Raw genomic sequence first — 25,397 nt, 5'->3', positions numbered from 1 at the left:
CCGGCGGGCCCTCATGCCGCGCCGGTGTGCACCGCGACCGTCTTGAACCGTGTGTACTGCCGCAGCGCCGAGAAGCCCTTCTCGACCCCGAAACCCGACGCCTTCATCCCCCCGAAGGGGAGCTCGACCCCTCCCGCTATGGCGTAGGTGTTGATGAAGACCTGTCCGGAGCGGATCTCCCGGGCGAGCCACTGGGCGGTGGACGCGTCACCCGACCAGACCGCCGCGCCCAGCCCGTACGCCGTACCGTTGGCGATCTCGACGGCCTCCTCCAGCTCATGGAATCCGGTGACGCACAGAACGGGACCGAAGATCTCCTCCTGGGCCAGTTCGGCACCCGGTGGCACGCAGTCGTACAGGGTGGGCTCGACGAAGAAGCCGCCGCCTGTGCCGGGCCTGTCGGGTATGCCACCGCCGGTCACCAAGTCCGCCCGCCGATCGGCCCGTCGGAGAAAACCGAGGACCCTTTGGCGCTGCCGCTCGGAGATGAGCGGGCCGAGGTCGGGATCCTCGAGGCCCGGCCCGATGCGCAGCGATCGAAAGGACTGTGCCAGCCGTTCCACGAGCTGTGGCCGTATGCTCTCGTGCGCGATCACCCGTGAACCGGCGGTGCAGTTCTGGCCCGCGTGTTCGATGATCGCGCCGAGGATCTGGGGGACGGCGCGTTCCATGTCGCTGTCGGCGAGCACCACATGGGGTGACTTCCCGCCCAGCTCCAGCGTGACCGGCACGATGTTCGCCGCCGCCGCAGCCATGACCGAGCGGCCGGTCTCCCGCGAGCCGGTGAACGACATGTGGTCGATGCCGGGGTGCGAGGCCAGCGCCGCGCCGGCGACGGTCCCGTGTCCGGGGACGACGTTGAGCGCGCCCGGGGGGAAGCCCGCCTCCAGGGCGAGTTCGCCCAGCAGGAGGGGGGTGAGCGGCGCGTCCTCCGCCGGCTTGAGGACGCAGCAGTTCCCCGCGGCCAGAGCCGCCGAGACGGTCCGGGCGGCGACCTGGAGCGGGTAGTTCCACGGGATGATGTGGCCGCACACTCCGTGCGGTTCGGGCACGGTGTAGGCCAGCAGGTCGGGGCGGGAGAGAACCGTCTCACCGAACAGCGCCTCGACGGTGTTCGCGTAGTAGTCGAAGTAGCGGGCCGCCGCCGCCACATCGGCGCGTGCCTGCGAGATCGGCTTGCCGGTGTCCAGCGTCTCCGCGGCGGCCAGCAGGGGGGCCCGCTCGCGCAGGAGGTCGGCGAGCCGCCGGCTCAGGGCCGCACGGCGCTGCGCCGGGGTGTCGCGCCACTCGTCGCGGTGGCAGCGCCGGGCCGCGGCCACGGCGGCGTCGATCTCCTCGGGTCCGCAGGCCGCGACCTCGGCGATGACGGTGCCGGTGGCCGGATCACGGACCGGCAGCGTACTGCCGGCCTCCACCGGCCGTCCGTCGATCAGTGCCGGGCGCCGAGGGGGAATCGGCAGGGCCACGTGTCCGTCCCTCTCGGCCGGCCGGTCAGTTCGCAAGGGACATCTCGAGGATGCGGCGCAGATCGTCCGCGCCGACCTCCCGTGGGCAGCACGACAGAAGTCGCTGCTGCTGGAGCGCGCCTTCGGTGAGCCCGGCGATGTCCTGGCTCCGGTAGCCGAACGCTGCTACCCCCGAGGGACCGCCGGTGTCGGCCACCAGTTCCCGCAGGGTGTCGGGGAGCAGCCCGGGACGCCTGGCCCGGGACACTCCGTGCACCTCCGCGCCGAGCAACTCGGCCGCACGCACGTGCCGTTCCGGCGCGGCAGGGTAGGTGAACGCGAAGGCCGCCGGTGCCGTGGAGACCACGGCTTCGCCGTGCGGGACCATCGGGTGGTCGGTGGGATAGTCGGCGGCCTGGTACTCGTGTACGCGCCCGGCCACGGGATACGCGCAGGCGTGGGGGATGTGCGTGCCGGCGTTGCCGAAGCCCATCGCGGCGAAGCTCGCCGCCTGGCTCATGGCCGTACGTGCCTCGAGGTCCCAGGGGTTGAGGACGGCACGCCGGAAGTAGCGGCCGATGAGGATGAGCGCTTGCTCCGCCCAGACGTCGCTGACCGGATTGGCGCCGATGTACAGCGGGCGCTGCGCGGGGTCGGCGTACGGCGGCCTGCGGTCGTAGGCGCGGGCGGTGTAGGACTCGCAGGCATGGGTGAGGACGTCGTAGCCCGAAGAGGCGGTGACCCCCGGCGGCAGGGTGACGGTGGTGAGCGGGTCCACCACCGCGGCCGAGGGGCGCAGCGCGAGATCGCTGATACCGGTCTTGATCCGCAGGTCTTCCAGGCCGAGGGCGACCATCGCGGTGCACTCGCTGCCGCTGCCCGCCGTCGTGGGAACCGCGACCAGCGGCCTGAGCGGGCCGGGGACTCGCAGCCCTTCCCCCACCGGACGGTTGAGGAAGCGGCGGAGGGCGAGGTCGGGGAAGGTGTGCAACAGATTGACGATCTTGGCGGTGTCGATGGAGCTGCCGCCGCCGAGCCCCACATAGCTGTCCACGCCCAGCGAGGCTGTCTCCCGGGCCGCCGCGACGCAGCTCTCGTCGGTCGGCTCGATCCGCGCGTGGGCGAACACATGGACCTTGATCCCGGCCGCGGCGATGATCTCGGCTGCCCGAGCGGGCAGTCCGAGGCCGGCGAGCCGTGCGTCGGTCACGATGAGCGTGGACTTGGCACCCAGACGGCGCAGCTCGTATCCGAGTTCACCGAGCGCGCCGGGTCCGAACCTGATCGGCGGGGCCTGCCAGGTGATCACGGATTCGTGCTCGGTCGTGGGCGGCCGGACGGACGGCGTTTCAGAGACAGCGGTCACGGTGTGCCTTCCGTTCGCCAATGCTGCTCACCACTCTAGGGAAGTCTCCCGCCACCTCCCATAGGCCCTTTGTCTCACGCCAATTCCGAATGGGTCCTTGGACCCAATTCAGTGGCGAGCCCGGCTCGAGGCCTTGACACGCTCCACCGGGCCGAACAGCATGGTTGAGGATTTGACCGACCCCGAATCCTATTCCTGGCACTTCAGGGAGTTTCTGATGGCTGAGCAAATCCTCATCGACCCGAGCCGGTTCAGCCAGTTCGGCCCGACTGCCGGTAGCGCGTTCTATTTTGTCACCAACCCGGAACTCGTCGATTCCTTCCGACTCGTTCACGACGGCGACTACGAGAAGGTAGAAACGGTGGTTCTCGGCCCCGAGGACGACTTCGCCAAGCTGCTCGACACGGAGATTTCCGACCCCGCGCACATTCTTGTCGCATCTCCCTACCGGTTCTTTCAGTCGCCGGATCCGGAAGTACTCGGCGAGCGGCGCAAGCTCATGGCCATGGCGTGCAATTCGACGCCGACGTCCCTCGACTCGGTCCGGCACTTCCTCGGGATCATGGAGCGCACCTCGGCGGTGGAACAGGACGCGTTCTGCGACCGGTTCTTCACCGTCGCCGAGGACGCCGAGCACCTGGAGTACACCAACCCGGTCACCGGGACGAGGGCGACGCTGGACCATCTGCGGGACGGGCTGGTGTGGAACCAGCAGGCCGGTCACCTGGAGTGGGGTGAGCAGCAGATCGTGCCCTCCGGCGAGGTCAGCGTACTGCCGCTGGAAATCACGGAGTTCGACGAGACCCTGCACCTGCCGCTGGAAGGCGAGATCACCCTGCGGGGCTACCCCATCCTGCACTCCGGTACCCCGTCGTTCTCCCGCGGCGACCAGGCCAGGATCCACAAGGCGCTGTCCGCCATGGAGCATCACCCCATCACGGCGCGGGTGACGGCCGGGCAGATCACCGAGCTCACCGCCGTGGAACCCGGCGCGGCACCGGCGGTGGACATGCTGGAGCAGATGTTCGCCGTGGACTCCCGGTATCGGACGGTGTGGGAGATCGGTCACGCGCTGAACAGCAACCTCGAAATCCTGCCTGGAAACCACGCGATGAACGAGGTGTACGGCGGCCCGAAAGGCTGCGTGCACTGGGGCCTGGGGCTCACCCCGTTCACCCAGTACCACCTCGACATCATCTCCCCGGAAACCGTGGTGACGGGGGGCGGAACCAGCCAGACGCTGCTGGGAAATCCCGCAGCGGTCACCACCTGAGAGCTTGGTGAGGTTGTCGGTCGCCTTGCCGGAGATCAACGCGATGGGAGGTGAGCAGCCATGGAGAAGAAGATCAAGGTGAAGAAGAACAGCAAGTACCTGGGCACCCTCCTGGGCTGAATCCGGAACTGCTGAGAGTACCCGCGGCGAGTCGGTCCCGCAGGAAAGGGGACCGTCCTCGCCGCGGGCATCTCGATTCCTCTGTCAGTTTCCGGTCAAGAGCGAAGAAGATTTCCGCGCAGCGACGAACGGACGCCACGAGATGCGACCGATCACGGTATCGCCCAGTGAATTCAGCCAATTCGGCACCCCGGCGGAAGAATTCTTCCTGATCACCGAAGAGGCGTCGGCGGCCATGTTCCGGCTCCGGCCCGAGCAGGACAGGAAGGGCACCCTGCTCACCCTCCCCGCGGGGGCGGACCTCGCCGGCCTCATCGACGCGCGGGTCCCCGACGGAGCCGACGTCGTCGCCGTCTGTCCCGGTCGGTTCCTCGCCTCCCCGTCGTCCGAAAGCCTCGGCCGGCGCAAGCTCCTGGTCCTGCCCGCCGGCTCCACCCCGCTGGAGCCCGCGCACGTCGGCTACTTCGTGGAAGCCGCCGCCGCGGGCGACGCGGAGGCCCAGGGCAAGGTGGCCGACGAGTTCTTCCAGGCCCTGGAGGAAGCGGAACGCGTCACCATCGTGAACGCCGAGCACACCGCCGTCGCGACCGTGGACGCCGGGCACGAGTCGGCGGTCTGGAACCAGCAGGCGGGCGTGCTGGAACCGGGGGAACAGCAGATCGTCCCCGCCGGCGAACTGAGCATGCTCCCCGCGGACATCACGGACTTCGACCCCACGCTGCGCCTGCCGGTCAGCGGCCGGTTGATCGTGCTGGGCTGGCCCATCGTGCACCGGTCCGCCGACGCGTCGACCGCCGCCGAGCAGGCCGGCCTCTTCACCGCGCTCAGCGGCCTGGCCTTGGCCCCGCTGGGCCTGGACGTCGTCGACGGGGTCATCGAGGCCCATCACGCGCTGGCCCCCGGGGCCGCCGCGGCGGCCGACGCGCTCGATGGGCTGTTCTCGTCCGACCCCCGCTACCGGGTGCTGTGGGAGCTGGGCTTCGGTATCAATCCCGACTTCGAGGTCCTGCCCGCGAACTGCGGGCCCAACGAGGTGTACGGCGGACGCCACGGCGCGGTCCACCTCGGGGTCGGTCTCACCCCCTTCACCCGGTTCGCGCTGACCTTCGCCTGTCTGAACAGCGCGGTGGTGGGGGCGAACGGCCACACCGTCCTCGGCCGCCCGTCCACAGCGGGCCGCAAACTCCGGCGCCTCAGGTCGTCCAGCTGCGGCTGCCACTGAAACCAGGAGAAAGGAAGCGCGGATGAGCACTCTGCCGGAACTGAGGGAACACGTCGACGCGTTCCTCGACGACGCGATCGTGGACTTCTACAAGACCGTCCCCTACGCGCAGCACCAGCTCAACGCCAAGGACATCAACCTCGACTACTACAAGCGCCACAACATCGAGACCATCCTGCGGCTGCGGCGCAAGCGCACGATCGACGCCCTGGCGTTGATCCACTTCACCAAGTACGACCCGGTACGGGCCAAGGCGTGGGCGCACTACACCGACGACGAGATGCTGCACGATCGCATGTTCGCCGCGGATCTGGCGAAGGTCGGCGTGTCCAAGGACGAGATCTACAGCACCGAACCCTTCTTGTCGACGAAGCTGCTCACCGGCTACCTCCAGTACGGCATCGAATACGAGAACAGCCCGCTCGCCCTGGTGGCCAGCGTGTACTTCGTGGAGTACACCACGACCAGGACCCAGCCCGACTGGCTCGACAACCTCGGCAAGACGCTGGGCGACGACCACGTCAAGGGCCAGCGGGCGCACGTCGGAACGGACCTGGAGGACGACCACGACGACTTCGTCTGGGAGGTCCTGGCGACCCTCGTGAAGACGCCGGACGACGAGGCGAAGCTGTGGGAGCACCTGCGTCACGTGTTCTGGCTGTGGAAGCTCTACTTCGTGGAGCTGCACCAGAAGACCGTGCAGGGCAGGCCCGACGACCTGATCGACCTCCCGGGCCCGGAACAGTCGCCCCGGCCTGTCGCGAGCGGCGCCCTGTGATCGCTCCCAGCCGGCAGGGCACCGCGGCCCGGAGCGACGTGGAGATCCTCTCCCTGCGCTCCGGCCAGGTCATCAGCGAGGAGAATCGCCGCCATCTGGTGGAGGGGCTTGCCGAGGCCCTGCCGGAGTTGCGGATCTCCCGGCTCTTCGAGCTGCGCCCGGACATCCTCACCGGCCCGGACTACCTGCTCATCACCTTCGACCGGACGACCGGCCGCGCCGTGGGCCTGCTCACCGCGCGGTCGTTCACGCTGTCCGACGGCTCGCACTGCCTCCAGGCGATGGTGCAGTTCGTCGGCGGCGCGCATCGCCGAGGCACCGTGCTGCGCGAGAACTGGCTACGGCTGCTGCGGACCTGCGTGGCGGATCGCGGATTCCCGGACGTCATCGCGCTCAAGACGTACAACCCGGTGGCCTACTGCGCGATGCGCGCGCTGGGCCGTACCGGGGACATCTACCCGGCGCTGACGGGACCACAGGACCCGCGAATGACGGCCTGGGCCGACGAGGTGGCCGAAGGGGCCGCGCCGTCCTGTCCCTTCGAACCGGAGGTGGGCGTCGTCCGCGGTTCCGGCGTTCCGGTCGACCTGTACCGGTCCCGACCGACCAGCGAGGACCCGGCCGTCAACGCGTACTTCGCCGCGCACACCGATCCCGGCGACCGCGTGCTGTGCCTGGTACGCGTGGACTCGGCCGAGACCGGCGAACGGATCCTCGCCGGCCTCGGCGCGGAACGGGTGTGAACGGCGTGGGCAGCGGCCGGCGCTGCCCACGCGGGAGCGCCGCCCGGTCAGCCGGTGAGTCCGCGCAGTGCCTGGTCCACCACCTCGCGGGCCCGGACCGTCACGGCGGTGCGCCAGGCCGGGTCGGAGGGGGAGAACGCCTCTCGGACCAGGCCCTTGAGGTCGGACGCCAGCGCCTGACGGGCGTCGAATCTGTTGTGCAGCCAGTTGTCCGCACACAGGGCCAACAGCACCTCCTCGGCGGACAGGGTGCCGAACTCCAGGGTGATGGCGGTCAGTTGACCGCCGTTGTGGTCGACGGCGTCGGCCACGGCCTGGGCGGTGTTGCCGTAGATCAGCGTGGAGGAGGACGTGCCCTGCTCGGAGACGGTCAGTGCCTCGCCGTACCACGTCCGCGCCCGCTGAAGCGCCAACGGATCGCGGCCGCCGCGGAAGATCGGTTCCCCTTGTCCCCATTCCCCGAGGCCGGTGTGCAGATCGATGTAGCCGACGCGTGACGCGCCCGCCAGCGATTCCCGGGCGATTCGGCGCAGGGTGTCGTTCGACCAGACGGGCCGTGTCCCCCCGTAGAACAGCCCGTCGGGGTGCCGGTACTGCCCACCGGTGACCGCCTGCTGCACCGCCCTCCTGCCGACCTGGCCGACCAGGTCCTGCCAGGAGCCGAGCAGTCGCCGCGGTGTGGTCCGGTTCCATTCGTCCGTCAGGAGAAACTCGTGCAACATGTCGTAGTCGGGATTCGATGCCGGACCGCCGTGCTCGACGAAATTCCGGTTGACGTCCACGTTCCCGTCGTCGACTCTCCGCTGGTACGCGAAACCAAAGGGATTCAGCGCATGCACGAACACGAAACCCGTCGCCGGTCCTGCGGAAATCACGGGTCCGTCGTCCGCCAATAGCGATATCTGGCAGGCGGAGCCGCAGAAACCCTCTATCCCATGAGTTCCCGAGACCACCAGGAGCACCTCGTCGGGCTTGTCGGGACCAATTTCCGCGACGTCGACACAGAGGGGTCCGCCGTCTGGTCCGGCCTGGTCAGGATGGTGGAAGGCGCGCAGTCTGCCGCCCGCGGCGGTTGCCGCCTCCAGAAATTTTCGACGTGCTTCCGCATAGTCGTGCGCAAACTCATAGGCCATTTCCGTGACCTCCTTCGTCGATACAATCATGAACACGACCCATGGATTGAAGTCAAGACCGAGAGGGCGTGCGGTGAAATCTTATTCCCGGCACATCGTCGTGGTTCACCGGTGGAGTGACCGGTACGCCCGATATTCGGAGTATGTAGACCACGACGAAAACGCGGTTTCTTACATCACCACCGATGTGGGACGGCGCTCGATTCCGGAGAAAGCGGCCGCGGTGGTGGAAGTCGCGCGCACGGACGACGTGGACTCATTGCGGGGCGCGACGGCCGCGCTCGCCGAACGGTTCGGCGCGCCGCAGGCCGTTGTGGCGTTCAAGGAGGGCGACCTGCCCGCCGTCACCGCGCTGCGCCGGCAGTACGCGTGCCCCGGACGGGGCGTGGAGGAACTGCGGCACTTCCTGGACAAGTACCACATGATCCGGCGCGTCACGGAAGCGGGCGTGCCGGCTCCCGCGTTCGCCGCCGTCGACTCCCCACAGGACGTACTGGCGTTCGGCAGCGCCCATGGCTGGCCGCTGATCGTCAAGCCCCGGCGCGGCAGCGCCAGTCAGGGCGTCGTGCGACTGGACGGCCCGGACGGCGTCACCGACCTGGAGCTGAAGGTGCCCTCCCTGGTCCAGGTGTATGTACCGGACCCGACGTTCCACGTCGACGGCGTCTTCGACGGCCGGCACCTGCGTGCCTGGCGGGCCTCCCGGTACGTCAACAGCTGCCTCGCCTTCACCACGGGCTCCCCGCTCGGCTCGGTCGAGGTGGACGACCCTCGCCTGCTGGAGCACCTGCGTCAGTTCACCGAGCGTGCGCTGCGGGCCCTTTCCGAGGACCCCTACGTCTTCCACCTCGAACTGTTCGTCGCCGACGAGGACTCGGCCGCACCGCGGCTGCGGTTCCTGGAGGTGGGCTGCCGGGTCGGCGGGGCCGAGATACCGTTCCTGTGGCGTGAGGTGCACGGCATCGACCTCATGACCGTGGAATGGGCCCTGCAGACGGGGGAGCCGCCCGTTCTGCCTGCGCAGCCGGACAGCGCCGAGGTCGGCGGATGGCTGCTGATGCCCGTCGAACTCCCGCGCCCGTGCCTGATCACCGCCGCCACCTCGCTGATCGGGACCGACCCGTGCCTCTACGCGGAACGCGTTCCGCCGGTGGGCCAGGTGATCCCGGCTGCCGACGCGTACTACGAGCACGTCGCCGGCCGCTTCCGCTTCCGCGGCGGCGACAGCGCCGAGGTGGAGGCAGCAGTGACCGGCACGGCGTCCCGCTTCCGCCTCGACGCCCGCCCGCTGCCCCGCACCGCGGCGAAGGCATCGCGGTCGTGAACGGGTACGCGGGGCCGCCCGCCCACCCGGCCGTCGTCGTCCTCGGCGGCCGCCCGGACGTGGTGGCGCGGGCCGGCGAACTGGGCGTGCCCGTGGTGCTCGTGCACCGCGAGAACGGCTACCCCTCCTGGGTGCCCGCACTGTGCGAACGGGTGGCGCACGCCGACCTGGCGGACGATCCGGCCCTGGAACGGATCGTGGAAGAGACGGTGAAGCGGCGCCCGGTGTGCCGGGTGCTCTCCCTGACGGAGGACGGACTGCTTCCCGCCGCTCGGCTGAACGATCGGCTGAGGCTGGGCGGCAACAGTCTGCTCGCCGTCTCCCGGTTCAAGGACAAGCGGCTCATGCGGGAGCGTCTGGACGAGTGCGGCCTGAGCCCGGTTCGCCACCGGGAGGTGTCCGACGTACGGGAGGCCGTGCGTTTCGCGGAGGAGAGCGGCGGCCCCGCCGTGCTCAAGCCCGCGGACGGAGCCGGCAGTCAGGGGGTGCGGGTGCTGGACGACCCGGGGGAGGTCGCCGCGCAGTGGCCGGCGTTTCGCGCCGAGTGCCCGGGGCCGGTGCTGGTGGAGGAACGGCTGGAGGGAACGGAGATCAGCGTCGAGACCCTCTCGGCGCGGGGGCGGCACGTGGTGCTCGCCATGACGGAGAAGGTTCTGGTGAACGACGTCGTCGAGGTCGGCCTCATGCTCCCGGCACGCCTGTCCGCCGAGCTGCGCGCGGAGGCCGCCGGGCTGACCGTGGCCTTCCTGGACGCGATGGAACTGTGGGAAGGCCCCGCGCACACGGAGTTGATGCTCACCGCGCACGGCCCTCGGATCATCGAGTCGCAGAACCGCATCGGCGGCAGTCGGCTGAGCGAGCTGGTGCGTGCCGCCACCGGCGTCGACATGACACGCCACGCGGTCACGATCCCCCTGGGCATCGAGGGCCTGCCGTCCGTGCCCGAGGCCCGGGGCGGCGCGGCCATGCGGCACGTACTGCCCGCCCCCGGCCGGGTGGTCGCGATCGACGTCGCCCCGGAGCTCATGGCGGATCCCCACGTCGACCTGCGGATGGAGATCCGGGTCGGGGACCTGGTGCCGCCGCTGCGCTCCGGATACGACCGGGTCGCGGGCCAGATCGTCGCCACGGGGGCGGACGCCGTGGAGGCGGCGGCACGCTGCGAACGGGCGCTGCGGGACGTTCGGGTCACGACCGTCCCGCCGACCTGAATCGGGACCGGTCACTTCAGCCGGTCCGGGCGGTCTCATGGGCAGACGCGCTGCGGTGATCCTGGCGCCGTGACACGGCGTCAGCGAGCTGCCGCCGGGCGAGCCGTACGCCAACGGCCGTGACGATCCCCACGGCTGCCATCACGCACCAGAACACCGGCAGCACACCGTGCCTGGCCGCCGCGTCGAAACCGCCGCCGACGAGGCCCGCGAGCACGGCGCCCACCCCCCAGGCCATGGTGGAGTACCCCAGATACAGACTCAGCCTGCCGGGCGGCGCCAATCCGGCGACGATCGCGTCGACCACCCCGCAGAACAGCGACTCGCCCACGGACGTCACGATCACCGCGGCCACGATGGGACCCGCCCCCGGAAGCACGCAGAGCAGCCACCCGCCGCCCAGCACGATCCCCGACAGACTCAGCGCGTTCAGACTGCCCGATGTGCCGTACCGGTCGATCCGGCGCGCGATCAGGGAGACGGCGACCATCGCCACGACCGCGTTCAGTATCGTAAGGGGACCCAGCACCGCCGAGGAAAGCCCTTGGTGCACGATCGTCAAAGGCAGGGCCACCCGGTACTGGGAAACCAGAAACCAGCAGCCGACGATCAGACCGCAGTACAGCATCAAAGGGCGGTCGCGCAGGGCCACCGCCATGTCGGACGCCCGCACCGAGGCGGCCGCGGGCCTGGGCATGCCGCGCAACAGCGCGGCAGTGGCCGCGGCGAACACCACGTGCAAAGCCGCGGCCACGGTGAAGCCCACGCGCGCGAATCCGCCGGCCTGCAACGCGGCGCCGATCAAAGGACCGATCAGCGCGGCGGCGTTGATGGAGACGTAGTACCGGCTGAGCGCGCTCGCCACCCCGCCGGACGCACCGGCCGCCACGATGGTCCGCGAACCGTTGTTGTTCAGCGCGCCCCCGGCGCCGAGCAACGACGCGGCGACCAGCCAAGCCCAGAAGCCGCTGCCGGCCGCGGCGAACGCGAGATACGCCGCCGCCTCGATCAGCAGCCCGACCGTGAGAGTTCTGGCCGCTCCGAAACGGTCACTCGCCCACCCCGCGGGTATGCCCAGACCGCGCCGGGTGAACTGCAACGCCGCCAACAGTGCACCCGTCTGCATGCTGGTGAGCCCGGCCTGCTGCGTGGCATTGACGGCCAGGAAGGGCATCACCATGAAGAGGCCGACGTTGGTCGTGAAGCGGCCCAGAAGCACTACGCGCGCTGAATTCTGAACGGGCTTCCGCTCGCCGCGGCTCTGACGTACTTTCATGACGGAGCATTGAACCGTATGCCGATGCTCGACGATCTGTGCGATTCGTTCTCCGGGTGTGCGGGGACCGACCGCCATGGCCCGAACCCGAACTCCGCGGCGGGATGCGTCTGTTCGATGGTGTGCAGCGCGCCGTCGGTCCCGAGAACGAGGACGTGCACACGGCCGCGCCGGTCCAGTAACGCCGTGGGTTCTCCTGCCGCGGTGGATCCGAGAGGGGTCCACGCACCGCGGTCGCCGTCGCCGTCCTCGCCCTCGTCGTCGCGGCGCACGCGCAACGCGCTGACGCCGCCCCGTACGTCACGGCTCACGAGCAGGACAGCGCCGGCACGAGGATCGCCGGGCGGGGCCGTCGCCGCCAAGGGACCGATTCCGTCAGGGCAGCGACGTACCGGCCCCGCCCGCCATGTCGCTCCGTCATGGTGCTGCGACAACACGGCGCCCGATCCCGCGACGCGGTAATGGACCCCCACCTGCCCGTCGTTGCCCAGCACCGCTGTGGGTGAGCCGCACAGGTCGGCGGACGGGAGGGCCGGCCGGCGACGCGGGACGGGGTCCGCCGGATCCTGGCGCCAGTGCAGGATTCCCCCGCCGGCATTCCCCGCGAAGACATCCACCCCGCCCTCTCGGTTCCTGACGGCGGCCGGCTCGTGCTGGATGCCGGAGCCGCCCAGGAACGTCCAGTCGTCGAAGGCGTCAGCGGTCCTGTCGCTCTGTCTGCGGCCGGAGAGTCCGCCATCGGGTGTGCGGACGTATACATGGACTCGCCCGTCGCCGTCGACACAGGTCACCGGCTGCCCGACGTGCCGTTCGTGGAAGCCGCCCCGGCCGGGACTGCCCAGATCGCGCCACACCGGGCGCCTGTTCTCCCCGTCGGTGAGACGGACCCAGAACACCTGGGGAGCCGCTCCGGCGCCGTCGAGCCGTTGACCGTGACCGAGGACGAAGACCGACACCGCCCCGTCACTCGTGCGGCATGCCGAGACGCCCGGCGTGAGAATCCGCCCTGCCGGTCGACCCAGTCCCTGGGTGCGCCAGTCGTTGTCGGACGTCCGCCACCAGACACGCAGTTCGTTCCCGACGACGGCGAAGGCGTGGATGCCGCCGGCCACGTCGGTCTCGGCCCACGCGTTGCCGAACGGCCAGCGGTAGTACATCCGCGACAGCCAGGCCCGGTACTCATGATGGTTGGCCGGGTGCACCTCCGTGTCATAGGCCGCGTACGTCCAGAAGGCCGCCGACTTCCCGTCCAGCACCGGGCCGGCGCGGAGATTCGCGGGGCTGTCGGCTGTGTTGTACCCGCGGTAGGACAGCAGCAGGGGCCCGCGACGCCGGCCGGACGAGTCGTGGGCTTCCACCGCGCGGGATGCGAACAGGCCGGTCATGACATGGTCGGTGTGGTCGTGGTACTCCCACGTGCCCTGGTACCGAGTGTCGGGACAGGCATCGAGGGAACGGACGACCGTGGGCCGTGCCCAGGTCATGATCGACAGCAGTGCTGCCACGAGCCCGTCGCGGTCGTAGCGGAACGTGCGGTCACCGAGCAGGCTTCCCGCGGCACCGACCGTACGCACGACGGCGCCCGGCACGCTCCAGAGCCGGCGCAGCGCCTGTGGACCGCCTTCGACGCCGCCGTCGGCGTTCTCCGGCAGATTCAGGAACACCAGGGACACCGCCGGGCTCAGGGCCGAGACGAACCGCTCGGCGAGTCTTCCGCCCCCGACAGCGAGGGGCCGCGCCTCCCACAGTGGCCGCGCGTCAGCGGCATCAGCGACATCGGCGACATCGGCGACATCGGCGCCGAGCATCGCCGCATACGCCGCCAGGATCCCGCGACGCCGACAGTCGACGTACTGCCCACGGGACAGGGCGCCGGGAGCCGTGCGTCCCAGGAGGTCGTCGCCGCCCCTCTTGCACGCCTGTTGGTCGGCCAAAGGGCCCACGGCAGTGTCCGACGCACGGTAATGCGCCTCTCCGGCCGTGATGTACACGGTCGTGTTCCTGGCGCCCGCGCGAAGGGCCTCGCCGATGTCCGGGTTCATGAACAGGAGGTCGTCGTCCTGGTGGGCGACGATGTTCAGGAAGGAAGACCGTTCGGGCGTACGCGTCATGAGTGCCTCCGCGTCGATGTCCGTGGTGGCGACATGGTCCGGTCCGGCGCCCTGGCTCGGCCGTGATCACCTGATGCTTCGGCATCATCTGATGGGTCGGCGGGCGAGCACGTCTCGATAGATGTCCAGCATCTCCTCGCCCGCGGTGCCCCAGTCCCGGCCGGCCGACTGGGCCCGACCGGCCCCGGCGAGCCGGGATGCCAGGTCGCGGTCGCCCAGTACGTCGTCGAGAGCGGCGGCCAGCACCGAGGGATCACCGGGAGGCACCAGGAGCGCCGCCTTGCCGCCTCCCGCCGTCTGCCGGACCCCGCCGGCGTCCGAGGCCACGAGCGGGACGCCGAGGGCCATGGCCTCGACGACCACGGTTCCGGCCTCCTCGAAGAGGGAGGGCAGGGCGACGACTTGGGCGTGGGCCATTGCCGCGACCGCGGTGCGATGCGGCATGAAGCCGGTCACCGTGACGTTCCGGCCGATGCCCAGCCGCCGGATGGAGGCCTCGATGTGGCCCTTGGCCCGGCCGTCACCGATCAGCACGAGCTGAGCGGGGCGCCGCATCCGGGAGAACGCCTCCAGGAGCACGTCCACGCCTTTCTCCCGCGAGAACCTGCCGATGAACACGATCCGCGGCCGCGGTAGGCCGGGAAACGGATCGTCGAAGGGGCCGACGAAGGATTCCTGGTCGTAGGGCTGCGGAAGCACGTGCACGCGTGCCGGATCGACGCCGGACCCGACCACGAGATCGCGGGTGCGGTCCGTGAGCGCGATGATCGCCGCGGCGTGCCGCAGAGCGACCGCCTCGGCCGGACAACCGAGGATCTTCAGCATCGTCAGGCGAGGACCGACAGGGCGCATGGTGTAGAGCGCGCTGCTGTGGAGGGTCACGACAAGAGGGGCGCGGTGTAAGCGTGACGCCATCATGGCTATGGGAAGCGCGGCCAGGTCGGCGCTGGGATGAACGTGCACCAGGTCCACACGCGTGTTCCTGTCCGAGGCCGCACGTGCTGCGGGAAGGGCCCACATCTGACGCCATCGACGCACCGGAACGCCGAAGCGGCGCACCAGCGTGCGCTCACCCTGGCGCTGCCTTCGAGGAGCTCCTGGCTTGTACGAGGTGATCACGGTCTGCCCGACGCCCTGACGCTCCAAGTGGCGTACGAGCGCCCCGACATGGATCTGCACCCCGCCCGTGGGGCTGTAGCCCGTCTTGGCGCCACTCACCACCGGTCCGCTCGACTCGTAGACGGAGCACACGTGCAACACGTCCATGCCCTTGGGCCGCGACTGGGCGGTGGGGGGTCCGAGCGGGGTGGAATGAGTCATTCGACACCTTCGGGATGTCGGCACATGGGCCGCATGTGCCGTGGCCGGCAATGGATGCTGCCGCGACGGCCGTTGCCGAGCCGACGGTGGTGCTCAGGTCGGCGTCAGTGCCACTCACTGTGTGGACTCCTCCCGCCGGTCGCGCATGCCTCCAGTCTCTTCCGGGGAGCGGAGGTGATTCGCCCCCTCTTGTGGGCATGGCCATTGAGCCACCCCCTCCGGGCGAGCCCAGTCGCGGTGGTGACCTCGGCGCGGTGGCTCGAGACGGGGAGATCTGTAGGACGGCCGATCCGGGCGTTGTCCATGGAGCTGATCGAGGACCTGCGTGGGCGGGATGAAGTCGACTCGCCTGTTCTGTCATCTCTACGGGCGCAGCGGCCGGTCCTTGGACCAGTGCGTGCCCGGTCGGCCGTACTCGTTCTTCGCCGCCCCGCAATCGAGCCGGATGCCCCGTGCCGGCGCCTGGACGCTGTCTGTCTCAGTCCGGTCGATGACGTCGCCGTAGTACCCGCCGCCCGGGTCCGCAGGGTGGTCATGGTTCCCTATCGGGATGGGCCGGTAGTCCTCAGAACCAGCCGACGACGGGCACGAAGCGGTTGATCAGGTGCGTGATCTGCCCGTCGGCGTTGACGGTGGCGTGCTCGATGCCGCTCTGGCCGATCAGACGGCCGTCGGTCCCACGGGCGGCCTGGATCCAGTGGCACTCGAGCCTGCCGTCGTCGAGCTCCGTGACGGTCCACAAGTGCTTGCTGTCGGCCATGCTCTTGGCCATCTTTCCGTACACCGCCATGATCGCGGGCAGACCGGTCACGGGTTCCATACCGTCGGCGAGTTCGACGGTGGCGTCCGGTGCGAAGATCGACTCGAGCTCCTTCAGCGCCTCGGGCTCGTACGCCGTACGGTCGTAGATGCTGATGTAGCGGTCGATGACGGTGTCGTTCACGGGAGTTGTCCCGGTGGTCTGGGTCATGGTGTTGCCTCCGTGGTTTCTCAACTCGAACCGGAAACGCTCCGGTTCTTGCCTGTGTGGCGTCCTGGGTCAGGTGGCGATCAGGGCGAGCACAGCGTCGCGCCGCTCGCGCAGCAACCGCAGGCCTTCCTCGGCGGCCGCGCGGGTCTCGGCCGGGCTCGCTTCGTCGGGGCCGAGCAGGGCCGTCACCGCTGCGGCCATGACCCTGTCGGGGTCGTCGACCGTGACGGCGCTCGGGGCCTGTGGCCCGGTGACGGCACTGAGGAAGCCGGTCATGAGTGCTTGCACGGCGTAGGCCTGTTCGTCGAGGGGCCAGTCGGTTCGTACCAGCCGGTGCTCGCGCCACACCGGCAGCACCGTGTACATCAGCGCGGTGGGACCCAGTAGGCCGAGCAGTTCCACGCTGCGCGGATGCTGGGCGAGAACGCCCAGCAGGTCGTCGTCGCCGGTCTGCAACGCGCGTACGAACGGGTAGTTGACGGCGTTGCGGGCGATCTGCGGGAAGAGCCGACGCGGACGGCAGGAGGTGGGGTCGGCGCGCAGCGTCTGGATCTCACCCTCCAGGAACGTCAGGAAGTCCCTGGCGAACAGCCCGAACAGCAGGTCGTGCTTGGTGCCCCAGTACAGGTACACCGTGCCCTTGCCGACGTGCGCCTTCTCCGCGATCTCGGCTACGGTCAGACCCTTGACGCCGCGTTTGAGGACCAGTTCCCTGGCCGCGGCGAGAATCCGGGCCGCTGTGGCGGAGTCGTGTTCGGCCAGTACTGTCATCGTCGCTTCCTTCCTGTCAGCGGAGAAGACCGTCGGCGGGCGACGGGCCTCATGCCAGGGCGAGGTCATGGTCCTTGAGCAGACCCGCCTTGTTGCCGGTCACCATCCGCCTCAGCAGGCGCGAGGCCGCTGGGATCCGCATCCCCAGGCCTATGGCCTTGCGCACAGCGAGTTCCTTGTTGTTGGCGGGGACGAAGAACGCGCGCTGATCGAGACCGTTCTGCTGGAACACGTCCACGTGGGGGCGCAGGGTCTGTTCCCACGCGGCCAGGGCGCCGCGCACGTCGGTGGGGTGGCGATCCAGCAGGGTGCCGAGGAGGTCCGCCCCGGTGATCCCCATCGAGACGCCCATGCCGGCGTAGAGGCTGACGCACCAGGCCGAGTCGCCGACGAGTACGACCCGGCCGCGATGCCAGGTGTCCATCCGTGCCTGCTCGACCGAGTCGAACAGCAGGTCCTCGGCGGTGTCCACCGCGTCGAGCACCTCGCCCAGCAAGTGGCCGGTGGGCTCGGGACCGAACGCCGCGCGTACGCGCTGGGCCGGCGGCTCCTTGAACTCGGCGTCCACGTCGTCGGTGTGGTAACTGAGCAGCACCGTCTGCAGACCACCGCTGAAGGGGAAGATCCACAGCGACCGGTTCGCCTCCAACAGGGTGGCGCCGTCGTCCGGATGAAGTTCGCTGAGCGGGCCGGGGAGCTTGTAGGCGACCGCCATGTAGTTCATCCGGTGCAGGTACTTGCTGGGCGGTCCGAACACGAGGGAGCGCACGGTCGAGCGCAGCCCGTCCGCGCCGACGAGCAGGTCGAACCGCTCCGTGACGGAGGTGCCGTCCGTGGTGTCCGTCATCGTGACGTCCACGCCGTCGGCGTCCTGCGCGATATCGGTCGGCACGGTCGAGTAACGGATCTCCACGTCGTCGGGGAGTGCCGCGAACGCGGCCTCCTCGACATCGCCGCGCACCGTCATCCAGGGAGTACCGGGCAGGTCGGTATAGCTGAGGGCACCGCGTTGACGGCTCCCGGCGCGGTCGAAGTCGTACTGGGCGGTCCCCGCGGGAGTTCGGTTGCTCAGGTTGTCGAGGATGCCCAGGCGTTGCGCGGGGGGCCGGCCGCCACCGAACAGGGCGATGAAGTACCCGCCGGTGCGCCGGGCCGGGGCCCGTTCGATGACGACTGGCGTCCATCCGATCTGACGCAGCCGCAAGGCAGTTGAGATTCCGCTGATGCCGAGCCCGACCACGAGAGCCCGGCGTTCCCTGCCGCTCTGTATCTCCATGCGTTCATACCTCCTTGCTTGAGATTACATGGACTGACCAAATTCGTCATTTGGTCAGTCCATGAGTTGTGCGCTCCGACGTGCGGCAGGGTGAGGTGCTCCTCGCCGACGGTGATACCGACCGCCAGGCCGTAGATGACCAGCGCGGTGCCGTCGTTGAGGATCACCAGGGCCGTGCTGAGCAGGACGATCCCGCGCAGGTTTGTACGGATCTCCCGCATGGAAGTGGAAGTGGTCAGGCTCTCCCAGTACTACAGCGCAGGGAGGAAGAGCAACAACCCTACTTCGGCGGGGAGTTGGGTCTGACGGAGCGGTCGGCACGAGACCGAGCAGCGCGCCCACGATGAGCAGCGCGACGGGCGGCACGACGTGGAAGCGCTGCGTCTCGGAGTCCGCCACCTCGACGAACGTGACGTTCTTGGCGACGCCGCCGGAGCGGATGTGCCCCTCGTGGCTCGCGCCGGCCGTGCGCCACCAGCTGCCGCCCTTACCTCGGAAGGAGCGGACGTACAACTCGTCACCGTCGCGGACAAGCCAGATCGGCACCGGCCCCCGCAAGGTGCCGTTACCGCGGCGCTGCATGCGGACGCTGTACGCGGACTGGCGTGCGGTCGCCCGTGGATGCGTGTCCCATCTGTGCATGTGGGCCGCCAAATGCCCGGACGATCTGCGGCTGACCAGTCCAGTCTGGTCGATGAACTCTCCATGCAGGACAAGGACTTCGGACAGTGGTGGGGAAGCCGGCACGTGCCGTCTCAAGGAACGCCGAGCCCAACTCAGCCCGCGGACAGTGGGTCTGCCCGAGTCCGGGGCGCCCCGGCGGGTGCCGGGGCTGCGCCGGGAGGAGGTCGCCCGACTCGGTGCACGAACATCGGGACACCATGGACAGTTCGCCGACGAGTGCGGTCAACTCAGGGTCGCCAGGGCACTTGGCGGCCGCCAGTAGAGGTAAAGCTCCCGGAAGCCGGGGGCGGTGAAGAGCAGCCGGGCGTAGTTGCGCTTCTTCTCCGGAACCCGCTCGAAGTCGGCGAGCAGAGCGGCTGCCAGAGGGTTCATAAGCGCCACTCGCGGCCAGCTCGAACAGGTGGTCACGCTGGTCGACATCGAGATGCAGGACACGGACCAGAGCGGTGAGCACCGACCTCGACACAGGGGCACGCCCCTGCTCCAACCGCGCGTAGGAATAGGTGCTGATCCCTGCTGAGCCCGGTTGTGCCTGTGTGAACGACAGCCGTCGCACACTGTGGGCGGTCACGGGACGCGGGTTGTCCGCCGGGAAGCACGAACTCCTGTGTCGTCGGTGTTGTCGTTCACGAGGTGGGTGCCTCCTCGGCGTCGTAGCCGTAGATCCAGCCGTTGCGCACCAGCGGATCGGATTCGGCCAGTGCGGCGTCGCGCGCCTGCTGCTCGGGCCCGTCGGGCAGGTGGTTGATCTCTCTGCGAGCGTGACTGATCTCCTGCAGGCGTGTGGTGCGTTCGATCCGCGCCGCCTCGTACTGCTTCAGCGCCTGCTCGGGGTCGTTCGCATCCGCGGCCAGGCAGCGCGCCAGAGCCGCGGCGTCCTCGATGGACTGGGCCGCGCCCTGGGCGAAGAAGGGGAACATGGGATGCGCGGCGTCACCGAGCAAGGTGATCCTGCCCCGACTCCAACGCCGTAGTGGCGTCCGGTCCAGCATCGCCCAGCGCCCGGGTACACCGCCGGCGGTGATCAGGTCCGTCACCCGCGGATCCCAGTCGGCGAACTCGGCATGGAACTCCTCGATCGTGGCCGTCGTACTCCAGGACTCGTCGGTGTGATCCCCGGCCGGGGCGAAGGCGACGACATTGACGGCCTGCCCACCGGCGACCGGATAGTGCACGAAGTGCCGTCCGGGTCCGAGCCAGAGGGTCTGGGCGGGGCGCAGGGCGAAGTCGGGGGCGGCTCGGGCGGGCACGATCGTGCGGAAGGCGCAGATACCGGAATACGCCGGCGGCGAGGGCTCGGTCACGGCGCTGCGGACGACGGAGTGCACGCCGTCGGCGCCGATGACGATGTCCGCCTCGGCCTGGCTGCCATCGGCGAAGCGCAGCAGCGCGACGTCCTTGTGTGTGTCGACCGCCGTGCAGCGTGCGCCCAGGCGTACCCACTCGCTGGGCACGGCCGCCCTGAGCGAGTCGAGCAGGTCGGCCCGGTGCACACCATAGGTGCGCTCGCCGTAGAGCCGCTCGCACACGCCGCTGAGCTTCTCCACCGACAGCACGCTGCCGTCCGCCCAGCGGCGGAACTCCCAACCCCAGTCCAGCGGTACGGCGCGGCGGAGGAACCGGTCCATGACGCCGAGGCGCCGCAGCAGCCGTACGGCATTGGGGGCCATCACGATCCCGGCGCCGACCTCGGTGAGTGCGGGCGCCTGCTCGTAGACGGTGACCGTCAACCCCGCGCGGCGCAGGAAGGCACCGGCGGCAAGACCACCGATGCCACCCCCGACGATGGCAATGCGCGGACCCGGCATGGTGGCAGGCACTGATGGACTCCTCTTGCTCGTCGGCGGCAACGAACTGGCACCCCGGATCCTGACTGACACCCTGCGCCGCCGGGAACGGCTGTGTTCATTGAATGGACATCGCTTTCTGGAAGTACTGTTCGCGTTCCAGCCCGGGCACAGTGCGCTCAGCCTCGCCGACCTGGTGCGCAAGACGGGCATGCCGCATGCCACCGTGCGGAGACTGGCCATGGAACTCACCGACTTCGGCGCGCTGGATCGTCGGCCGGACGGCAGATTCACGGTGGGACTGCGTCTGTGGCAACTCGGGACGCCGGCCCCGCTCACCGAATCACTGCGCACGCTGGCCCAGCCGTTCCTCGAGGATCTCTACACCGCGCTCCACCAGCACGTGCAACTGGCGGTCCTGGAAGGCCAGGAAGCGGTGATCATCGAGAGACTGTCCGCGCCGGAGGCACCCGAGCTCGTCTCCCAGGTCGGTGGTCGGCTTCCACTGCACTGCACTGCACTGCACGGGAGTGGGCAAGGTGCTGCTCAGCCACGGCGGTACGGAGCTGATCGAGACCGTGCTGTCGGGCGAGCTCCGGGAGTACTCGTCGCGAAGCATCGTGGCACCGGAGGTGCTGCGCAAGGAGATCGGCGACTGCCGTCGCACCGGGACGGCCACGGTGCGAGGAGAACTGACTCCCGGTACCGACTCGGTGGCCACGCGCATCGTGAAGGGCGAGGGCCGGGTCGTAGCGGCGCTGTCCGTGGTCGTGCGCACTGACTCGGTGAAGCACCAGGCGGTGCTTCCGTCTGTGATCGCGAGCGGTCTCGGCATGTCCCGCCTCCTCGGTTGGCGCCCTACCAAGGTCCGCAACAGCTGATCATTTTCTCGCTGTTCATTGGATGGACAGCGGCGTTGTGCGGGCCGGACGGCCTTCGGATACTCGCCTGGCAGTGCGAGCCGCGGGCCGGCAGCCGACTGTTGCGAGGAGACGCCGACGTGATCATCCAAGACGAAGACCAGCTCACCGCAGCGGTACTCGCCGAGACGGAGCGGGCCGACACCCCGCGCGTCAAGGAGATCACCCAGGCACTGGTGCGGCACCTGCACGACTTCGCCCGCGAAGTGCGGCTGACCGAGAAGGAGTTCGACACCGCGCTGGACATCGTGACCAGGCTCGGCCGGCTCACCACGCCCAGCCACAACGAGGTCAGGCTGATGGCGGGTTCGCTGGGCCTGTCAACGCTGGTCGCCCTGATGAACAACGGCACCCAGGACAGGCCGACCTCGGCGAACCTGCTCGGGCCGTTATGGCGCCAGGGCAGCCCGAGGATGAACAACGGCGAGTCGATCGTCCGCTCCCCGACCGAGGGACCGCCGCTGTTCTTCACCGGCCGGTCTCTATGAGAACCAGGACCCCGAGCAGGCCGAGTGGAATCTCCGAGCTGCTTCTCGACACCGAACACTCGCACGCCGACATCGCGACCGTGCTCTCACAACTCCAGGCGGTCGCCCCGTACCGCTGCGCGCCCGTGGTACGTCCTCCGGTCAACGACCCTGCCGTGATCAAACGGCTCCTCGATGTCGGCGCGCAGTCGCTGCTGATTCCGCAAGTCGAGTCGGCCGAAGAGGCGCGCGCCGCAGTCGACGCCACCCGTTACGCCCCCATCGGTGTCCGCGGCGTGGCAGCATTGACCGGGGCCACCCGGTTCGGTCGCGTCCAGGACTACGCCGAACTCGCGCACACCGAGCTGTGCGTGCTCGTCCAGGTCGAATCGCGGCACGCCCTGGAACAGATCGAGCAGATCGCGTCCGTCGACGGGGTGGACGGGATCTTCATCGGCCCCAGCGACCTGGCCGCCAGCCTCGGCCACCCCGGAGACCCGAACGCCCCGAACGCCCCGACCGTCATCGAGGCGGTCGAGCACGCGATCGGCCGCGTACGCGCGGCGGGCAAACCGGCCGGCGTGCTGACGACCAACCCCGCGTTCGCGCGACGGTGCATCGATCTCGGGACCACGTTCACCGCCGTCGGTGTCGATGCGGGCCTGCTGGCACGCGGCGCTGACGCCCTCGCCCTCGCCCTCGCCTGGACCTTCACACAACAGGCCGCTGCGTCTGCCGCGCCCGCCTCCGCGAGCCAATCCTCGCAGGTTGGATGACGCCCCCGTAATCCAAGAGGTCGTTCGTTCAATGAACATGCGGGTGGCAGTGATATACCCCGGACTTCATGCTTGTCCCGGTCCTGGCGGCAACAGGGCTGCGGAGAGCGTTTGCCGACGCTGCGAATCCACCGCGACGTCCAACCGCCAGACCCTGCTGAGTACGGGGGAAGGCCGGACCATCGCCCCGATCAGGACCAAAGGCAAAGCGCACGACCTTGTCGATCAGCACCGAGCCAAGGAGGATGCATGTCAGTCTCCCGTACATCGCGCGGAGCGACACGTTGCCCTGTCCGAGATGACTACAACCCGTTCTCGCCCGAGGCCACGGCAGATCCGATTTCAACTTTGGCCTCGGTCGCCAATCAGGACCCGGTGTTCTTCAACACCCACTCGGGGCGGTGGAGCGTGGCTGGTTATCACGAGGTCCGCGAGGTTCTCCGGGACACCAAGCGATTCAGCAATGCCGCGGTCATCCTCGAGGCGCTCCCTACCGCTCACTCTGCCGAGTTGGCCCCCAGGGGCGCCCCGGACGACCATCCGGCGCTGATCAATACCGATCCGCCGACTCATCACCGGATCCGAAAGCTGGCGAACCAGGCGTTCACGCCACGAGCGGTCGCGAGCTGGGAGCCGATCATCGAGCAGAGGGTAGCCAGTCTGCTGGACGGTTTCGTTCATCGAGGCAGCGGCGACTTCGTCGCCTCGTTCTCCGCACCGCTGCCGATTACGGTGATCTCCGACATCCTTGGGATTCCGCTCGATGAGTGGGACCGCGTCTTCAAATGGTCCTGGGCGCTGCTGGCGGCGCGTCTACCGTCGCTTGATGAGTCCGCGCGCGACGAAGCATGGCGCTGGATCGGTGACTGGACGGAGTACCTGGAGCAGATGATCGTCGATCGTCGGCGCGAACCGCGAGACGATCTGCTCAGTAGGCTTATGGAAGCCAGCGATGCCGAGGACCCACAGCTGAGCGACGACGAGCTCAGGTCGGTGGTAAGTCAGCTGGTGATCGCCGGTAACGAGACGACACGGCACCTGCTGTCCACCCTGGCATTGCGGCTCACCGAGCATCCGCAGCTCGCCAGGCAGTTGGTTGACGACAAGGAACTCGTCGCCAAGGTGGTCGAGGAGGAGTTGCGCTACGCCGGGCCGTCGCGGGGGTTGTTCCGCGTCGCCACCGAGGACGTGAGGCTCGGCGGGGCCACGATTCAGGCCGGCGATGTGCTTCAGTTGTGCTTTGCTGCGGCCAACCATGACCATCGCTTTTTCGACGAGCCGTTTGAATTCAAGCTCGATCGACCGGATATCGGGCAACACCTGGGATTCGGGCGCGGCGAGCATTTCTGCATCGGTGCCCCTCTTGCCCGCCTGGAAGTGAAAATCGCACTGCGAGAGATCGCTGCCCGTCTCCCGAACCTGCGCCGAACCGACGTGAGCACCTTGAGCTGGCAGCCCAATGTGATCATTACCGGCCTTGAGCGGCTGGACCTCGCTTGGGACGTGCCGGGCGGATCCGTGCGCTGAGGTGTTCGAGCACCAAGGGGATGTCGGCAGAGGTGAAGTCGGCGCGCAGCACACCTGCCCGGTTTGCGCCTCCCGACCAGGGGGAGGAGCAGACCGCCCGACTGCCCATGCCGATTCCGGCTCGACGGGCGATCTCCGAGACGGGGGCGTCCCAGCCGAGCTCGGCGAAGACCTCTCGCGCGGCCTGCATGAGACGGGCGTTTCGTTGCGGTCCGCCTCCCGCCTCCCGCCTCCCGCCTCCCGCCGACGGCCGCGTGGCATACCCGTGTGCATGTCACCCATGGCGAGACGGTACTGCTCCACGGCGCGGCCGGAGGAGTCGGCTTGACGGCGGTGCAGCCGGCGGTCGAGCGCGGCGCCACCTTCCTGGAACCGGCAAGCCCGGCCAGGCACGACCTGCTGCGCGAGCTGGGAGCTGTCCCGATCGCGTACGGGTCCGGCCTGGCCGACCGGGTGCGGGCGGCAGCACCGGCGGGCGTCCGCGCGGCGGCCGACCTGGTGGTTACCGACGAGGCGGTGGACGTCTCCGTGGAACTCGTGGCGGACCGTTCCCGCATCGCCACCATCGCGGGCTTCGGGCGCGGGGACCAGGCCGGCATCAAGCTCCTCGGCGGCGGGCCCGGCGCCGATCCGGGCACGGACGTCCGTGCCGCCGCTCGCCTGCAGCTCACCGAGGCTGTCGAGGCAGGGCGACTGCGCGTTCTGATCGCCGGCAGTCACCCGCTCCGCGAAGCCGCTGCCGCTCATCGCAGGCAGGGGAGACAGCCATGTCTGCGCCATACAGCCATCTCGCACAGTCTCTCGGCAAGATCCCTTCATCGGCGTCAGGCCGGTTCAGCTCGCTGTCTACACTCAGTTGAGACGAGCTGAACACTTCAGAGGAGCCGGGATGCCGCG

Annotated in this window: 24 protein-coding genes and 4 pseudogenes; 13 read left to right on the top strand and 15 right to left on the bottom strand. The window is 69.2% G+C overall.

Annotation, left to right across the window (positions count from 1 at the left end; genetic code table 11):
* Window positions 1-11 precede the first annotated feature (11 nt).
* On the bottom strand, window positions 12-1,466 hold the full coding sequence (locus AB0I77_RS46385) for an aldehyde dehydrogenase family protein (RefSeq protein ID WP_363288969.1): 1,455 nt from the start codon (window positions 1,464-1,466) through the stop codon (window positions 12-14).
* A gap of 25 nt (window positions 1,467-1,491) precedes the next feature.
* Window positions 1,492-2,811: a hydroxyacid-oxoacid transhydrogenase gene (locus tag AB0I77_RS46380; RefSeq protein ID WP_363288968.1), complete on the bottom strand. Its 1,320-nt coding sequence runs from the start codon at window positions 2,809-2,811 to the stop codon at window positions 1,492-1,494.
* 217 nt (window positions 2,812-3,028) lie between these two features.
* Here AB0I77_RS46380 and AB0I77_RS46375 point away from each other — a divergent pair, with 217 nt between their 5' ends.
* From AB0I77_RS46375 to AB0I77_RS46360, 4 genes are all read left to right on the top strand, one after another.
* Window positions 3,029-4,084 (top strand): hypothetical protein, encoded by a 1,056-nt coding sequence (locus AB0I77_RS46375; protein WP_363288967.1) that lies wholly within the window; start codon window positions 3,029-3,031, stop codon window positions 4,082-4,084.
* A 262-nt stretch (window positions 4,085-4,346) separates the two neighbouring features.
* Window positions 4,347-5,426 carry a hypothetical protein gene (locus AB0I77_RS46370; RefSeq protein WP_363288966.1) on the top strand — a complete coding sequence of 360 codons (1,080 nt, stop codon included), beginning with the start codon at window positions 4,347-4,349 and terminating at the stop codon, window positions 5,424-5,426.
* 22 nt (window positions 5,427-5,448) lie between these two features.
* On the top strand, window positions 5,449-6,204 hold the full coding sequence (locus AB0I77_RS46365) for an iron-containing redox enzyme family protein (RefSeq protein WP_363288965.1): 756 nt from the start codon (window positions 5,449-5,451) through the stop codon (window positions 6,202-6,204).
* Window positions 6,201-6,947: a hypothetical protein gene (locus tag AB0I77_RS46360; protein WP_363288963.1), complete on the top strand. Its 747-nt coding sequence runs from the start codon at window positions 6,201-6,203 to the stop codon at window positions 6,945-6,947. The genes AB0I77_RS46365 and AB0I77_RS46360 overlap by 4 nt, the downstream gene beginning before the upstream one ends.
* 47 nt (window positions 6,948-6,994) lie before the next feature.
* On the opposite strand, the gene AB0I77_RS46355 is transcribed toward AB0I77_RS46360, so the two are convergent.
* Entirely contained in the window at window positions 6,995-8,110 is a 1,116-nt protein-coding gene (locus AB0I77_RS46355; protein WP_363289032.1) for a M14 family metallopeptidase, read from the bottom strand.
* A 193-nt stretch (window positions 8,111-8,303) separates the two neighbouring features.
* On the opposite strand from AB0I77_RS46355, the gene AB0I77_RS46350 reads away from it, so the two are divergent.
* Both AB0I77_RS46350 and AB0I77_RS46345 read left to right on the top strand, forming a co-directional pair.
* Window positions 8,304-9,404, top strand: coding sequence for a biotin carboxylase (locus tag AB0I77_RS46350; RefSeq protein WP_363288962.1), 1,101 nt, complete (start codon window positions 8,304-8,306; stop codon window positions 9,402-9,404).
* Window positions 9,401-10,615 carry an ATP-grasp domain-containing protein gene (locus AB0I77_RS46345; protein WP_363288961.1) on the top strand — a complete coding sequence of 405 codons (1,215 nt, stop codon included), beginning with the start codon at window positions 9,401-9,403 and terminating at the stop codon, window positions 10,613-10,615. The genes AB0I77_RS46350 and AB0I77_RS46345 overlap by 4 nt, the downstream gene beginning before the upstream one ends.
* Before the next feature lie 16 nt (window positions 10,616-10,631).
* Here AB0I77_RS46345 and AB0I77_RS46340 read toward each other — a convergent pair whose 3' ends face one another.
* From AB0I77_RS46340 to AB0I77_RS46330, 3 genes are all read right to left on the bottom strand, one after another.
* Window positions 10,632-11,969: an MFS transporter gene (locus AB0I77_RS46340; protein ID WP_363288960.1), complete on the bottom strand. Its 1,338-nt coding sequence runs from the start codon at window positions 11,967-11,969 to the stop codon at window positions 10,632-10,634.
* The gene (locus tag AB0I77_RS46335) at window positions 11,888-14,002 is read right to left on the bottom strand and encodes a PIG-L family deacetylase (protein ID WP_363288959.1); all 2,115 of its coding nucleotides are present in this window, start codon (window positions 14,000-14,002) and stop codon (window positions 11,888-11,890) included. The genes AB0I77_RS46340 and AB0I77_RS46335 overlap by 82 nt, the downstream gene beginning before the upstream one ends.
* 84 nt (window positions 14,003-14,086) lie before the next feature.
* Window positions 14,087-15,322: a glycosyltransferase family 4 protein gene (locus AB0I77_RS46330; RefSeq protein WP_363288958.1), complete on the bottom strand. Its 1,236-nt coding sequence runs from the start codon at window positions 15,320-15,322 to the stop codon at window positions 14,087-14,089.
* 340 nt (window positions 15,323-15,662) lie between these two features.
* On the opposite strand from AB0I77_RS46330, the pseudogene AB0I77_RS46325 reads away from it, so the two are divergent.
* Window positions 15,663-15,856: pseudogene (locus AB0I77_RS46325) on the top strand (transposase); the annotation flags it as partial.
* A 31-nt stretch (window positions 15,857-15,887) separates the two neighbouring features.
* Here the strand turns inward: AB0I77_RS46325 and AB0I77_RS46320 are convergent.
* From AB0I77_RS46320 to AB0I77_RS46290, 7 genes and pseudogenes are all read right to left on the bottom strand, one after another.
* On the bottom strand, window positions 15,888-16,292 hold the full coding sequence (locus tag AB0I77_RS46320; RefSeq protein ID WP_363288957.1) for a nuclear transport factor 2 family protein: 405 nt from the start codon (window positions 16,290-16,292) through the stop codon (window positions 15,888-15,890).
* Between the two features lie 69 nt (window positions 16,293-16,361).
* The gene (locus tag AB0I77_RS46315; protein ID WP_363288956.1) at window positions 16,362-17,063 is read right to left on the bottom strand and encodes a helix-turn-helix domain-containing protein; all 702 of its coding nucleotides are present in this window, start codon (window positions 17,061-17,063) and stop codon (window positions 16,362-16,364) included.
* 49 nt (window positions 17,064-17,112) lie between these two features.
* Window positions 17,113-18,339, bottom strand: coding sequence for an FAD-dependent monooxygenase (locus AB0I77_RS46310; RefSeq protein ID WP_363288955.1), 1,227 nt, complete (start codon window positions 18,337-18,339; stop codon window positions 17,113-17,115).
* 54 nt (window positions 18,340-18,393) lie between these two features.
* Window positions 18,394-18,921: a DUF2255 family protein gene (locus tag AB0I77_RS46305; protein WP_363288954.1), complete on the bottom strand. Its 528-nt coding sequence runs from the start codon at window positions 18,919-18,921 to the stop codon at window positions 18,394-18,396.
* A gap of 324 nt (window positions 18,922-19,245) precedes the next feature.
* A complete protein-coding gene (locus AB0I77_RS46300; RefSeq protein ID WP_363288953.1) occupies window positions 19,246-19,395 on the bottom strand; it encodes a hypothetical protein in 150 nt (49 codons plus the stop codon).
* 37 nt (window positions 19,396-19,432) lie between these two features.
* Window positions 19,433-19,579, bottom strand: a pseudogene (locus tag AB0I77_RS46295) (helix-turn-helix transcriptional regulator); the annotation flags it as partial.
* Window positions 19,580-19,649: 70 nt separating this feature from the next.
* Window positions 19,650-20,843: an FAD-dependent monooxygenase gene (locus AB0I77_RS46290; protein WP_363288952.1), complete on the bottom strand. Its 1,194-nt coding sequence runs from the start codon at window positions 20,841-20,843 to the stop codon at window positions 19,650-19,652.
* Between AB0I77_RS46290 and AB0I77_RS46285 the strand changes: the two are divergent.
* Window positions 20,794-21,030 (top strand): annotated as a pseudogene (locus AB0I77_RS46285) (hypothetical protein); the annotation flags it as partial. The gene AB0I77_RS46290 and the pseudogene AB0I77_RS46285 overlap by 50 nt on opposite strands.
* A 123-nt stretch (window positions 21,031-21,153) precedes the next feature.
* Here the strand turns inward: AB0I77_RS46285 and AB0I77_RS46280 are convergent.
* Window positions 21,154-21,336 carry a hypothetical protein gene (locus AB0I77_RS46280; RefSeq protein WP_363288951.1) on the bottom strand — a complete coding sequence of 61 codons (183 nt, stop codon included), beginning with the start codon at window positions 21,334-21,336 and terminating at the stop codon, window positions 21,154-21,156.
* 13 nt (window positions 21,337-21,349) lie between these two features.
* Here AB0I77_RS46280 and AB0I77_RS46275 point away from each other — a divergent pair, with 13 nt between their 5' ends.
* The 4 genes from AB0I77_RS46275 (at window position 21,350) to AB0I77_RS46260 (ending at window position 24,500) form a co-directional block, all read left to right on the top strand.
* Window positions 21,350-21,691, top strand: a complete 342-nt coding sequence (locus AB0I77_RS46275) for an IclR family transcriptional regulator C-terminal domain-containing protein (protein WP_363288950.1) — start codon at window positions 21,350-21,352, stop codon at window positions 21,689-21,691.
* A 119-nt stretch (window positions 21,692-21,810) separates the two neighbouring features.
* Window positions 21,811-22,218: a dioxygenase gene (locus AB0I77_RS46270; RefSeq protein WP_363288949.1), complete on the top strand. Its 408-nt coding sequence runs from the start codon at window positions 21,811-21,813 to the stop codon at window positions 22,216-22,218.
* Window positions 22,215-22,973, top strand: coding sequence for an aldolase/citrate lyase family protein (locus tag AB0I77_RS46265; protein ID WP_363288948.1), 759 nt, complete (start codon window positions 22,215-22,217; stop codon window positions 22,971-22,973). The genes AB0I77_RS46270 and AB0I77_RS46265 overlap by 4 nt, the downstream gene beginning before the upstream one ends.
* A gap of 249 nt (window positions 22,974-23,222) precedes the next feature.
* Window positions 23,223-24,500: a cytochrome P450 gene (locus AB0I77_RS46260; RefSeq protein WP_363288947.1), complete on the top strand. Its 1,278-nt coding sequence runs from the start codon at window positions 23,223-23,225 to the stop codon at window positions 24,498-24,500.
* Between the two features lie 100 nt (window positions 24,501-24,600).
* On the opposite strand, the pseudogene AB0I77_RS46255 reads toward AB0I77_RS46260, so the two are convergent.
* Window positions 24,601-24,690, bottom strand: a pseudogene (locus AB0I77_RS46255) (TetR family transcriptional regulator); the annotation flags it as partial.
* Window positions 24,691-24,833: 143 nt separating this feature from the next.
* On the opposite strand from AB0I77_RS46255, the gene AB0I77_RS46250 reads away from it, so the two are divergent.
* Window positions 24,834-25,370, top strand: a complete 537-nt coding sequence (locus AB0I77_RS46250) for a zinc-binding dehydrogenase (RefSeq protein ID WP_363289031.1) — start codon at window positions 24,834-24,836, stop codon at window positions 25,368-25,370.
* Window positions 25,371-25,397: the final 27 nt, after the last annotated feature.

This window comes from Streptomyces sp. NPDC050619 (genome assembly GCF_040654815.1).
Lineage (GTDB): Bacteria > Actinomycetota > Actinomycetes > Streptomycetales > Streptomycetaceae > Streptomyces.
This window is presented reverse-complemented; position numbering and strand designations above follow the sequence as displayed.